The 12,536-nt window shown below is 46.2% G+C and carries 9 protein-coding genes; 4 read left to right on the top strand and 5 right to left on the bottom strand.

What is annotated here, in order from left to right:
* Window positions 1–3: 3 nt before the first annotated feature.
* Window positions 4–1,737, top strand: coding sequence for a PTS fructose transporter subunit IIBC (fruA, locus tag DYB02_RS24405; RefSeq protein WP_029806788.1), 1,734 nt, complete (start codon window positions 4–6; stop codon window positions 1,735–1,737).
* Between the two features lie 308 nt (window positions 1,738–2,045).
* Window positions 2,046–2,621 carry a porin family protein gene (locus DYB02_RS24400; RefSeq protein ID WP_025589686.1) on the top strand — a complete coding sequence of 192 codons (576 nt, stop codon included), beginning with the start codon at window positions 2,046–2,048 and terminating at the stop codon, window positions 2,619–2,621.
* Window positions 2,622–2,689: 68 nt separating this feature from the next.
* Here the strand turns inward: DYB02_RS24400 and vmeV are convergent, their stop codons facing one another.
* Genes vmeV through vmeT form a run of 3 tightly spaced genes read right to left on the bottom strand, consistent with a single transcriptional unit; the run spans window position 2,690 to window position 7,895 of the window.
* Window positions 2,690–5,749: a multidrug efflux RND transporter permease subunit VmeV gene (gene vmeV, locus DYB02_RS24395; RefSeq protein ID WP_029806527.1), complete on the bottom strand. Its 3,060-nt coding sequence runs from the start codon at window positions 5,747–5,749 to the stop codon at window positions 2,690–2,692.
* Complete coding sequence (gene vmeU, locus DYB02_RS24390; protein ID WP_029806525.1) at window positions 5,749–6,810, bottom strand: multidrug efflux RND transporter periplasmic adaptor subunit VmeU; 1,062 nt, start codon at window positions 6,808–6,810, stop codon at window positions 5,749–5,751. The genes vmeV and vmeU overlap by 1 nt, the downstream gene beginning before the upstream one ends.
* A complete protein-coding gene (gene vmeT / locus DYB02_RS24385; RefSeq protein WP_075984579.1) occupies window positions 6,810–7,895 on the bottom strand; it encodes a multidrug efflux RND transporter periplasmic adaptor subunit VmeT in 1,086 nt (361 codons plus the stop codon). The genes vmeU and vmeT overlap by 1 nt, the downstream gene beginning before the upstream one ends.
* A 150-nt stretch (window positions 7,896–8,045) precedes the next feature.
* Here vmeT and vdeR point away from each other — a divergent pair, with 150 nt between their 5' ends.
* Complete coding sequence (vdeR, locus tag DYB02_RS24380; RefSeq protein ID WP_005478460.1) at window positions 8,046–8,771, top strand: efflux transporter transcriptional repressor VdeR; 726 nt, start codon at window positions 8,046–8,048, stop codon at window positions 8,769–8,771.
* Between the two features lie 71 nt (window positions 8,772–8,842).
* Here vdeR and gcvT read toward each other — a convergent pair whose 3' ends face one another.
* Together gcvT and DYB02_RS24370 are read right to left on the bottom strand one after the other, a co-directional pair.
* A complete protein-coding gene (gene gcvT, locus DYB02_RS24375) occupies window positions 8,843–9,961 on the bottom strand; it encodes a glycine cleavage system aminomethyltransferase GcvT (protein WP_029806123.1) in 1,119 nt (372 codons plus the stop codon).
* Between the two features lie 260 nt (window positions 9,962–10,221).
* Window positions 10,222–10,845 carry a helix-turn-helix domain-containing protein gene (locus DYB02_RS24370; RefSeq protein ID WP_005454180.1) on the bottom strand — a complete coding sequence of 208 codons (624 nt, stop codon included), beginning with the start codon at window positions 10,843–10,845 and terminating at the stop codon, window positions 10,222–10,224.
* Between the two features lie 375 nt (window positions 10,846–11,220).
* Between DYB02_RS24370 and DYB02_RS24365 the strand changes: the two genes are divergently transcribed.
* Window positions 11,221–12,516, top strand: coding sequence for a serine hydroxymethyltransferase (locus DYB02_RS24365; RefSeq protein WP_005478453.1), 1,296 nt, complete (start codon window positions 11,221–11,223; stop codon window positions 12,514–12,516).
* The last annotated feature ends 20 nt before the right edge of the window (window positions 12,517–12,536 follow it).

The raw sequence follows: 12,536 nt of genomic DNA, 5'->3' as shown, positions 1-12,536 counted from the left end.
AGTATGAATATTGCCATTATTACTGCCTGCCCTAGTGGTGTTGCTAATAGCATCCTTGCGGCGGGTCTATTAGAACAAGCGGCCGCTAAACTAGGTTGGAACGCCAAGATTGAATGCCAATCCAGTGTTATTGCTCCAACGCCGCTGACAGACGCTGACATTGAGCAAGCTGACGCGATCGTAATCGCGGCGAACACCACCGTTGATACTTCTCGTTTCGTAGGTAAAAAAGTCTACCAAGCAGAAATCAGCGCGGTGGCAAAAGATGCTACCGCATTCTTAACGACCGCAGTCGAAAGTGCAGCAACACTTGAACAAGCAACCACAGTTGAAGCGCCTGTCGAAAGTGCTTCTGCAACCAAGAAAATCGTCGCTATTACGGCATGCCCTACTGGTGTTGCACATACCTTCATGGCAGCAGAAGCTTTAGAAGAAGAAGGCAAACGCCGTGGTCACCAAATTAAGGTGGAAACTCGTGGCTCTGTTGGCGCGAAGAACCAACTAACTGACCAAGAAATCGCAGATGCGGACTTGGTTATCATTGCCGCGGACATCGAAGTGCCACTTGATCGCTTCAACGGCAAAAAAATGTACCGTACAAAGACTGGCCCAGCTCTGAAGAAAACCGCTGAAGAGATGGACAAAGCGTTCGAACAAGCCACGATTTACCAACATTCAGGCGCTGCAAGTTCTGCTTCGGCAACAGACGAGAAGAAAGGCGCATACAAACACCTAATGACGGGGGTTTCGCACATGCTTCCTGTCGTCGTCGCAGGTGGTTTGATCATCGCCCTATCGTTCGTATTCGGTATTGAAGCGTTTAAAGAAGAAGGCACATTGGCCGCCGCACTAATGACCATCGGCGGCGGATCCGCGTTTGCGCTGATGATCCCTGTGCTTGCTGGTTACATTGCCTTCTCAATTGCTGACCGTCCGGGTCTGGCTCCGGGTCTTGTTGGTGGTATGTTGGCAAGCTCTACTGGCGCTGGTTTCCTTGGTGGTATCGCGGCTGGTTTCATCGCAGGTTACGCAGCGAAGCTCTTAGCAGATAAAGTAAAACTTCCTCAATCAATGGAAGCATTGAAACCGATTCTGATCATCCCGTTTGTTGCGACGCTATTTACGGGCCTTGTTATGATCTACATCGTTGGCGGTCCGGTTTCTGGCATCATGAATGGTCTGACTGACTTCCTAAACAACATGGGTTCAGACAGCGCCGTTCTACTTGGTATTATCCTTGGCGCAATGATGTGCTTCGACTTGGGTGGCCCGGTAAACAAAGCGGCTTACGCATTCGGTGTAGGTCTATTGGCTTCTCAAACTTACGCACCAATGGCTGCAATCATGGCGGCAGGTATGGTGCCGGCGCTAGGTATGGGTCTGGCCACTTTCCTAGCGAAGAACAAGTTTGAACCAAACGAGCGTGAAGCGGGCAAAGCATCATTCGTGCTAGGTCTGTGCTTTATCTCTGAAGGTGCAATCCCATTCGCAGCGAAAGACCCAATGCGTGTAATCCCATCTTGTATGGCTGGTGGCGCTCTAACAGGTGCTCTATCTATGCTATTCGGCGCGAAACTGATGGCACCTCACGGCGGTCTATTTGTACTGCTTATCCCTAACGCAATTTCTCCAGTCTTGATGTACTTGGTAGCAATTGCTGCAGGTACGGCGGTAACAGGCTTTACCTATGCATTCCTAAAAAACAAAGCGGATGCAAAACAAGAAGTTGCTGCATAAGCAAAACTTAAGCAATTAACACTTAAGCAATTAACAATGCCACCCTCGATTTGGCATTCAGCACCTCCCTTAAATTCCGGTTAAGGGAGGTGTTTTTTATTTCCCCTCTTCTGACAAAACCATACATTTCGATACTTAACCTTTACTTTTTGACTCGTTATGCTGCACGCATGAGAGGTGCGACTTATTTGCTTAACTAACGCTTCGGTGACTTGTGTTTTTTCAAGTAGCCGATGAAAAATCCCAAATGCAGATAAAGCCTCTTATATTTCACTTCGTTTTAATCAAAATAATATAGTTAATTACACATGAAAAAAGCTGTCCTTTTGTTAGCTGCTGTTTCAGCATTCGCGCAAGCAAATCAAACTGATGTCGAGAAAAAAGACGTATCAGGCTTTTACCTTGGTGGTGGTATCGGGGTTACAACTGTCTATGACGACAGTGTTTGGCCGTATGCGGTTAATCTGGATTCTAACGACTCCACATACAAACTGTTTGGCGGTTACCAGTTCAACCGTATCGTCGCAATCGAAGCGCAATACACACGCTACGGTGATATTTTTGACAAGTTTGAAGATGCACCACGCACAATGGTAAAACCTGAAAACATCGCTCTAATGGCGAACCTAGGTTACACCTTTGACAGTGGCTGGCGTCCGTTTGCGACGGTCGGCCTTGGTCGTACCGAACTTGATTTTGGCTCTTCGTCAAAAGCAGAAACGTCATTCCGTGCAGGTGTTGGTGGCGAATACTCACCTAAAGCGATCGAGAATCTGAATTTCCGCATCGCTTATGAAGTAGACACATTTGTAATTGACGAAACTTACGATGACTTAACCATCATGATCGGCTCGCTTTACGCTGGTGTTTCTTACAAGTTCTAAAACGAAAAAAGCCCTGAGGAAATCCCTCAGGGCTAGGCAGGAAGCTGACTTAGATAAGTCAGGAGTCCTTATGCAGTGGCCGGTTTAATCCTAAATAGAATCGCAAACATTACTGGTACAACAATCAATGTTAGTACCGTTGCAAAACCAAGACCTGCCATAATCGTAATCGCCATTGAGCCAAAGAAGGCGTCAAACACGAGTGGAATCATCCCTAGAATCGTTGTCAGCGCCGCCATGCTTACTGGACGCACACGGCTGATCGCGCTATCTACAATCGCAAGATACGGATCTTTGCCAGACTCTAATTCCAAGTTAATTTGATCAAGTAACACAATGCCGTTTTTCAAAATCATCCCGCTCAAGCTCAGCAATCCAAGGAATGCAGTGAAGCTGAATGGCATGTTAGTTGTCAGTAGACCGAACGCCACACCAATAATGGAAAGCGGAACCGTAAACCAAATCACCAACGGTTTTTTGATTGAGTTAAACAGTAAAATGGTGATGATGAACATCAGCAAGTAGCCCATTGGCAGAGAACCAAATAGCCCTTCTTGCGCATCTTTCGATGATTCGTATTCCCCACCCCAAGTAATTTCGTACCCTTCAGGGATGTGTAAAGCCATCACTTTTGGTTGTACACGAGCAAACAAACTTGCCGCCGTATCATCACTCAATACATCGTGGTCAGCCAACACCGTTAAGGTACGTTTTCTGTCTCGGCGTTGGATCAGAGGCTCACTCCAATCTAGTTCGACACCATCAATGATTTGATCGACAGGAATGTACGTTTGTAATGACGGGCTCCAAATCTTCACGTTTTGTAGCGATTCAAAGTCCACACGCTCCGCTTCAGGTAGACGCATCATAATAGGTAACGTATGAGTTCCGTCACGCAGAACACCAAACGTGCTGCCGCCAAACGCCATTTGCAGCGTACTTGATAGATCTTCTTTCGAAATACCAAGGCGACGCGCTTTGGATTCGTTGAAGACGGGCACAAGTTCTTTCGTTCTTTCACGCCAATCGTGGCGAATGTTTCTCGCCCCTGGATCTGTGTGAAGAATGTCTTCCACCTGAACCGCTAGTTCTCGCAACACTTTCGGATCTGGGCCAGTAATACGTGCTTCAATTTTAGACGCTGGAGACGGGCCAAATTCCATCAGTTTGAACTGGAATGTAGGCTCATCGAACGTTTTAGCTAAATTGTCATCCAGCTTGTGAAGCAGCTTGAACATATTGTCACGGTCAGTTGTTCGCACTTGGAACTGAGCGTAAGCCTCGTAGCTTTTCTCCGGTTGGTACGTCAATGCAAAACGTTGTAGACCTTGGCCAATCGAAACCGAGACAAAATCGATGTCATCTTGCTGACGAATATAGCTTTCTACTTTTTCCGCTTGCTTAATGGTCTGACGGATATCCGTACCTTCTGGCATCCACATATCAACGTAGAACATCGGCGTATTCGAAGGTGGGAAGAATTGCTGCTTCACATTGCCAAACGCAATAACGGCACCCACTAACAACGCCACCATCGCAGCGACCGTCATCCAACGAAAACGTAACGAGAATTTAAGCAACGCGCCAAATACAACGAACAACCAGCCTTTGTAAGGGTCTTCGTCTTCACCGTTCGTGTCTTTCTCTTCTTCTTTTAGAAGCAGGTCTGCTAAGAAAGGCGTGAGTGTAATTGCCGTAACCCAGCTCAAGAACAATGAAAAACACAACACCCAGAAGAGTGAGCCCATGAATTCGCCAGTTGCGTCCTGAGATAAGCCGATTGGTGCAAACGCGGTAATTGCGATTACTGTCGCGCCAAGCAAAGGCCACTGTGTTTGTTTCACAATATCAACGGCAGCTTGAACCTTTGTGCGCCCTTTCTTCAGGCCAACCAGAATACCTTCAACCACAACAATCGCGTTGTCCACCAACATACCCAATGCGATGATCAACGCACCGAGCGAAATCCGATGAAGTTCTATGTTGTTGTAATTCATCAATATGAACGTACCAAACACCGTCAACAGAAGTACCACACCAATGATCACGCCACTACGTAAGCCCATAGTGAACAACAGCACAATAATTACGATGGCTACCGCCTCAGCTAAGCTGATCACAAACGCTTTGACAGAATCATCGACTTCTTGCGCTTGGTTGTAGAAATAGCTCATGTCCAAACCCGCAGGTTTGATGGACTCTAAACTGCTTAACTCAGCGTTAAGGCGCTCACCTACTTCCACTACGTTAACGCCAGACGCAAACGAAATACCGATGTTGATTGCTTTCTTGCCGTTAAACAAAATCATGTTACCCGGCTTTTCTTGAATACTTCGGGTGATCGTCGCAACGTCTTTTAAGCGAATCAAATTACCCGTATCACGACCGTGAATGATCAGGTTTTCTAACGCTTGAACTGTATTCAGCGTACCGCTAGGACGAATGACGAGGCTTTCACCATTCACCATAACTTCGCCAGCCGAAACCACGTTGTTTTGTTGGTTAAGCAAGCCAGAAACAACGTTCATGTCGAGATTCAGAGACGCAAGGCGGTCAAGCGAGATTTCAACGAACAACATCTCTTGCTGGTCACCTGCAATGTCTACTTTGCCCACGCCATCAACCAGTTCGATTTCGCGTCGTAGGTGGTCGGCATAGCGTTTGAGCTCGACATAGTCGTAATCGTCGCCCGTCAGCATCAACATCACACCGTACACGTCACCGAAGTCATCAATAATCTGCAGAGATTGAACACCTTGCGGTAAAGTTGGTTGCAGATCATTGATTTTACGGCGCATTTCGTCCCAAATCTGTGGCAGTTCGTCTGGGCCGTAATCCATCTTCATACTGACCATGATCTGCGACATACCATTCGAAGAGGTCGACGTGATTCGATCAATGTACGGCAGTTTACGAATCTCTTTCTCAAGCGGATACGTTAATTCTTCTTCCACTTCTTTGGAGGTCGCCCCAGGATAAGTCGCGACAATCATCGCGTCCTTAATCGTAAACGCAGGGTCTTCTAATCGACCAAGCTCTAGGAATGAAGTCACCCCACCGATAGCAAGAATAACAATGAACAACCAGCTGATGACTTTGTTCTTAATGGAATACTCAGCAATGTTCATTATTGTTCCTTCTCCACAACATCCACATGCTTACCTTCGCGTAATTTACGCAGGTTTGAATTAACCAACACATCACCTTGAGTGATTCCCGATGAGACAATCGCCCCTTCACCGTTAACTTGTGAAATCGCCACAGGCACTTTAGTGACAGCGTCATTGTTCATTTTCCAAACAAAGAACTCATTATCATCGTTGCCTGCTTGAAGCGCCGTCATTGGGATGTTGTAACCATCGATAGAAGTGATACCGGCTTTGATCATATCGACCATCACGCTCACACTGGTGCCCGGAAGAATCTCTTGCTCTGGTTGAGGCATGGTCAAGTACATCTCATAAGTCTGTGTTTCTGAGTTTGGCTCGCTAGTGTGCTCTAAATAGTCCAGCGCATACGTTGCTGGAATACCAGAGAACGTCGCACGCGGCTTATAACTCATGTTTTGTGCGGTTGGGTTCACCATCGCTAACACGTTGTCAGACAATTCGATACGCACATAAACCACATCGTTTTGATACAAGTTCAGTACTGGTTCGCCAATCGCCACGCGCTCAAAACGCTCTTTGAAAACGTCTGAGACTTTGCCTGCAAACGGGGCAAATAAACGCGTATAGTTCAACTGGTTGGTGGCGTTATAGAAGTTTGCCTCTGCCAGTTCCTTGTTTGCGGTCAGCTCATCCAGTTCTGCTTTGGATATCATTTGGCGACCGTGCAGTTCTTCACCACGTTTAAGCTGGCGAATCGCAAGCGTGTATTGCGCTTCAGCATCATTTACCGCTTGCTTTTCTTTACTGTCATCCAGCTTGGCGATCATTTGCCCTTCTTTCACTACGTCACCAGCTTTCACTAGTACGTGTTGAACTTCACCGGCGCGACGAAATGCCATTGGTGTTTGTTCAGCAGGAACGACTAGCCCTTTAAACGCGCGATATTGGCTTTTCACTGGCGCGTCAACTGAAATGGTCGAAACATACAACGGTTGTTCGGCTACGTTTTGGCTATCACTTTGACAACCAGTAAGAACGGCCAATGCGATAGCCGATACTGCGAATAGAGAATGCTTCATTAAATGCCTTCCTCACGAATCCAAGCTTTCACCACTTGCCCTTCGACTAATCGTTCTACGCCAGCAATAACCACGTAGTCGTTGTTATCCAAACCTGACTCAATCGCGCCACTTTCATTTAGTGACAATGTCACTTTATTCACTTGTTGCGTTGAGCTATCCATCACCCAAACTTCACCTTGGCTCTCTTGCTTGTTTACCCAAGCCGATGTCGGCAACGTCATGGCGTTAGACTTGTTTTGCTTAGCAATGTGTACTTGTCCTGTCATCCCAGTGAGCAAGTTGCGATCGGTTGGCCGAGTGATCGTCACAATCGCTTCATAGCTGTTGGTATCGATGTTTGGCTGCGTTGAGATTTCTTTGAACTTACCCGGAATACGTTTGCTTGGTTCGCTGTCCATCGTTACCCACATCTCTGCGTTTTTTAGTGCAGACAGAGAGACAGACTCCGCGTAACTAACGGGCAAAGTGAAAGAAACATCCAGTGTGGTGTTATCAATCAAATTGAGGATTTCTTGCTTTTCACCTACCACTTGATAAGGCTTCACGTAGGTGTACGACACCACACCGTCAAATGGCGCTTGAATTTTGGTGTAGCTCAAATCGGTTTTCGCTTGTTCAAAACTTGCCAACGCTGCTTTGTATTGCGTTTCTTTTTGATCGTAGCTATCGGTACTGATGAGTTTTTTGCTGTACAGACTTTTTGCTCTTTCCCACTGAGTTTTCGCCAGTGCATATTGGGCTTGCGCCGCGTCTAAAGCCAATTGCAGATCTTTCGGGTCTAGTGTGGCGAGCACTTCACCCTTTTCTACCCCTTGTCCCATTCTTACCAGTAGCTTTTCAACTTCCCCACCAACTTGAAAAGACAACTGCGCTCGATACGTTGCATCAATACGCGCAAGGAAAGCGTCAGAGTCGTCAACCGTAAGATCTTTAACAGCAAGTAATTTAACGGGTTTGATTAAAGGCTCTGCCGGTTCTGATATGGCTTTATTACACCCTGTCAGCAACGTAGAGAGACTTAACGTCACCACAGCGCCAATCAAAGTGTGCTTTATAGTTTGTTTTCGCACTGGCTTCTCCATAGACTTAAAATTTACTACACAGTCGTGCAGTATAGGCAGAATTGAATATTGATCAACATATTTTCCACATGGATAGCAAATTAATTAGTCAAAGCGTTCAGTTTCTGGTAAAAGTAGGCACGTTGATTAATATTCGGGAAAAATCGAACTATGAATGTAAGAAAGCAAGGCCGACGTAGCGCTGAAGCCGCAGAACAAACTAAGTGTCTGATCCTTAAGGTCGCTGCAGATATGTTTTGTGAGCTGGGTTACGAGCGAGTCTCGCTAAGAAACATCAGCGAAAAGGCGGGTGTATCACATAGTTTGATTCGTCATCACTTCGGCAGCAAAGAGAAAATCTGGCAAGCAGTGAGTGACGCGATGGATGAGTTCCTGCAAAATTATATGGCAGGCCTAATCAACGAAATGCCTGAGAACACCCCATCAAATCGCAAGATTTACCTGTTTATGGTTCGCATGTTGGCGTTTGCACTCGTGAACCCTCATCCAGTACAAATGATTGCGGACTCAATCCGACAAGATGATAACGCGCTGTTTGACTACTTCCTAAAGTCAAAAGACGAGTTTGCCGAGATTTTCACGAGCATTTTCGCTCAGTACAACAGTGAATTCCCAGAAGCACAATTCGATCAGTGGGAATCAAAATGGCAGATGTTGATCTTTGCACACGGCGCAGTCAGCCTTGCTCCAATGATGCAAGAAACATGGCCAGATATCGCAGACAATCGTGAACAACTGCTGATCAAACACTGGGAATTGTTTAATACGATCATGGCGACGCAATTCAGAATCGCGAAAGAAGATATGATCCACCCTAGCAAGCTTGAAGACATCGTTATCGACATGTGTTGTACCATCGATGAAGCGGTAAACTAAAAAGCCAATAAGCGAAAAGAAGACATAAAAATGCCGAGCTATTCAGCTCGGCATTTTTGTTTCATTCAGTTTTAACCGCGGTAGTACCGTTGCGGTACAAAAGGCATTTTTTCAACCGTCATCGGTAGCATTTTTCCACGCACTTCTGCGAACAGCTCTGTACCAATCGCAGCAAGATCGGCACGCACATAGCCCATTGATACTGGCTTACCTGCGTTTGGACCGGCTGTACCGCTGGTTACGATACCAATTTTCGCACCGTCAGCATCAAACAGCTCAACACCTTCACGAACTGGCGCTTTTGTTTGACCAACAAGGCCAACACGCTTACGTGCAACATCTTTGGTTTCAATCTGCTTTAGAATGACGTCAGCACCTGGGAAACCACCTTCACGCTCACCGCCAACACGACGCACTTTTTGGATGCCCCATAACAAGCTCGCTTCTACAGGCGTAGTTGTTGTGTCTAAGTCATGACCGTATAGGCAAAGACCACACTCAAGACGAAGTGAATCACGAGCACCAAGGCCAATCCATTCAACTTCTTCTTCCGCAGTCAGTTTACGTGCTAGTTCTTCTGCCTTTTCAGCAGGAACCGAGATCTCGTAACCATCTTCGCCAGTGTAGCCACTACGAGAAACAATGCATTCGGCGCCCAGAATCTCCACTTTACGAATATCCATGAACAGCATGTCTGCCACTTCTGGAGCAAAACGTGCTAACACCTTCGCCGCTTGAGGGCCTTGAATAGCAAGCAGAGCGCGATCTTCAATGACTTCTAGTTCAACACCCGATGGCAGATGCGCTTTTAGGTGAGCGATATCTTGTTCTTTACACGCTGCGTTCACAACCACAAAAAGATGATTGCCCAAGTTTGCAACCATTAGGTCATCCATAATGCCGCCTTCTTCATTAGTGAAGAACGCATAACGCTGTTTGCCAGACTCAAGATCCACAATATCAACAGGAACTAATGTTTCTAGAAATGCTGCCGCGCCTTCACCAATTAAGCGAAGCTGACCCATATGAGATACATCAAACAAACCTGCTGCATCACGAGTGTGTAAGTGCTCCTTCTTTACGCCTAGAGGGTATTGAACCGGCATATCGTAACCCGCGAACGGGACCATTTTTGCGCCAACTTCAACATGAAGTGCGTGCAGTGGTGTTTTCAGAAGTTCTTGAGTCATTTTCGTCTCCATTTAGATAGACCCGAGAATGCTATCGGCATTCGATGTGTTTCCAATAATAAACATGGCTCATTCTATTTTGCACGAACAAGACAGCGATCGGCTTTCAAAAGTGTGACTCTTAACATTTTAATCACAAAAAAACGTATAAAAAAGGCGCTTAATTGACCGATATATCATCAACAGAGCGCCATCATAACGTATTTACACTTGTTAGCAATCGTTTGCCTTCACTATAGGAAATTTACAACTATTTATCACTACTTGGCGGTAACCCACAAAATTTGAGCATCTTCCTCACTTACGCTGGTCAACATGTGTCCCATGTTCGCGTCGTAATAGACACTGTCACCTTCGCTCAAAACCACCGGCTCGTAAAACTCAGAATAGAACATAACCTCTCCTGATAAGATGAGCAAAAACTCCTCGCCATCATGACGAACCCAATCTTTGTATTCGTCGAAACTGCGAGCACGGATCTGGCTCTTAAACGGCATCATTTTCTTATTGGAAAGTTGTGTCGCGAGCAGTTCATGCTCATAGGTCTGAGTTGGGTGTGGTTTTCCTTCACTTTTCTTAGTGATATCTCTACGCCCTGTTGCCACTTTTTTTCTTGGCGGTTCAAATAGTTGTGGCATGTCAATCTGCAATCCAAGCGCCAATTTTTGCATGGCTTGGAACGTAGGAGAAATCTGTTCGTTTTCAATCTTACTTAGCGTAGAACGCGCAAGGCCAGTACGCTGACTCGCCTCTTCTAACGTAATGCCCAACTTAGAACGGATATCCTTAATGCGCTGACCAAGCTTTAACGGCTCGATATTTTGATCATTTTGTTCTTTCGCCAACGTCATCGACGGGTATTCATCGTAAATACTTTCTGCCATAAATCCCTCTATAAATATCCTTATTTCTCTCCTACTAGCATTGTGCATGAACCCTATAGTGGATAAAAGTGCACCACGTTAATTAAAGCGTGCTCTTGTTAACAAAACTAGAAATCTTGTTTCTTATAGGAAATTTTTGGTTGATTGTTCCCGCCTCAAGCGCTATGTTACCAACTTGTTAGATGTAGAGATGCAAATTTCCGTAAGAGATTGAAGAAGAAAAAGCGCAATCCGACGGAGTTTTCGCCCACTTTTTAGGGCTGGATGTTCACTCTGTTCTGCTACGCAGTTCAGCTGTTTTGAGGACAAATGAACCACATCGCAAGTCAATCAATCTTCTGCGGGTTCATTTTCAGATTTGGAAGGTCAACTACCATGAATAAGAGTTACCCTAACCACAGCTTGGAAAACTTTTTCTCTACCAACCTCTCTGCGACAGATGACGCTGTCTTTGCCGGAATTCAGGCGGAATTCACTCGCCAAAACGAACAAATCGAACTTATTGCTTCTGAGAACATCGTGTCTAAAGCGGTAATGCAAGCTCAAGGCACATGCCTAACAAACAAATACGCTGAAGGTTATCCAGGTCGCCGTTACTATGGTGGTTGTGAGCACGTAGATACAGTGGAAGCCATTGCTATCGAACGTGCGAAAAAACTTTTTAATTGCGAATACGCAAACGTTCAACCTCACTCAGGCGCTCAAGCAAACGGCGCAGTGAAACTGGCACTACTTCAACCTGGCGACACCATTCTTGGCATGTCTTTGGACGCAGGTGGCCACCTAACACACGGTGCACGCCCTGCTCTATCTGGCAAGTGGTTTAATGCAGTTCAATACGGCGTTGATCGTGAAACACTAGAAATCAACTACGATGATGTGCGCGCTCTGGCGCTAGAACACAAACCAAAGATGATCATCGCAGGCGGTAGCGCGATTCCACGTACTATCGATTTCGCAAAGTTCCGTGAAATCGCCGACGAAGTGAACGCAATCCTAATGGTCGATATGGCGCACATCGCAGGCCTTATCGCAACAGGCGCACACCCTAGCCCATTGCCACACGCACACGTTGTGACCACGACAACGCACAAAACACTGCGTGGTCCACGCGGGGGCATGATTCTGACTAACCACGAAGACATCATTAAGAAGATCAATTCGGCGGTATTCCCAGGCCTACAAGGCGGTCCATTAATGCACGTTATCGCCGCTAAAGCGGTCGCATTTGGTGAAGCACTTGGCCCTGAATTTAAAACTTATATTGATTCGGTGATCAATAACGCAAAAGTCCTAGCGGAAGTATTGCAAACTCGCGGTTGCGACATCGTAACTGGTGGTACAGACACGCACTTAATGCTGGTTGACCTTCGTCCTAAAGGCTTGAAAGGCAACAAAGCAGAAGAAGCTCTAGAGCGTGCTGGGATCACATGTAACAAAAATGGCATCCCATTCGATACAGAGAAGCCTATGATTACATCGGGCATCCGTTTAGGAACGCCTGCGGGTACAAGCCGCGGCTTTGGCGCTGAAGAATTCAAACTCATCGGTAATTGGATTGGCGACGTACTGGATGGTTTGGTGAACAACCCAGAAGGTGACGCAATCGTTGAGAAACGCGTTCGCAAAGAAGTAAAAGAGCTTTGCAGTCGCTTCCCTCTTTACCAGTAAACGACTTTTTAAATCAGAAT

The organism is Vibrio parahaemolyticus (genome assembly GCF_900460535.1).
GTDB lineage: Bacteria > Pseudomonadota > Gammaproteobacteria > Enterobacterales > Vibrionaceae > Vibrio > Vibrio parahaemolyticus.
Note: the sequence above shows the minus strand (reverse complement) of the source record. Positions and strands in the feature narration are given on the sequence as shown.

Excerpts from the sequence above, each read along its gene's own strand:
- fruA (WP_029806788.1), top strand. The coding sequence starts at position 4 with ATGAATATTGCCATTATTACTGCCTGCCCTAGTGGTGTTGCTAATAGC.
- DYB02_RS24400 (WP_025589686.1), top strand. The coding sequence starts at position 2,046 with ATGAAAAAAGCTGTCCTTTTGTTAGCTGCTGTTTCAGCATTCGCGCAA.
- vmeV (WP_029806527.1), bottom strand. The coding sequence starts at position 5,749 with ATGAACATTGCTGAGTATTCCATTAAGAACAAAGTCATCAGCTGGTTG.
- vmeU (WP_029806525.1), bottom strand. The coding sequence starts at position 6,810 with ATGAAGCATTCTCTATTCGCAGTATCGGCTATCGCATTGGCCGTTCTT.
- vmeT (WP_075984579.1), bottom strand. The coding sequence starts at position 7,895 with ATGGAGAAGCCAGTGCGAAAACAAACTATAAAGCACACTTTGATTGGC.
- vdeR (WP_005478460.1), top strand. The coding sequence starts at position 8,046 with ATGAATGTAAGAAAGCAAGGCCGACGTAGCGCTGAAGCCGCAGAACAA.
- gcvT (WP_029806123.1), bottom strand. The coding sequence starts at position 9,961 with ATGACTCAAGAACTTCTGAAAACACCACTGCACGCACTTCATGTTGAA.
- DYB02_RS24370 (WP_005454180.1), bottom strand. The coding sequence starts at position 10,845 with ATGGCAGAAAGTATTTACGATGAATACCCGTCGATGACGTTGGCGAAA.
- DYB02_RS24365 (WP_005478453.1), top strand. The coding sequence starts at position 11,221 with ATGAATAAGAGTTACCCTAACCACAGCTTGGAAAACTTTTTCTCTACC.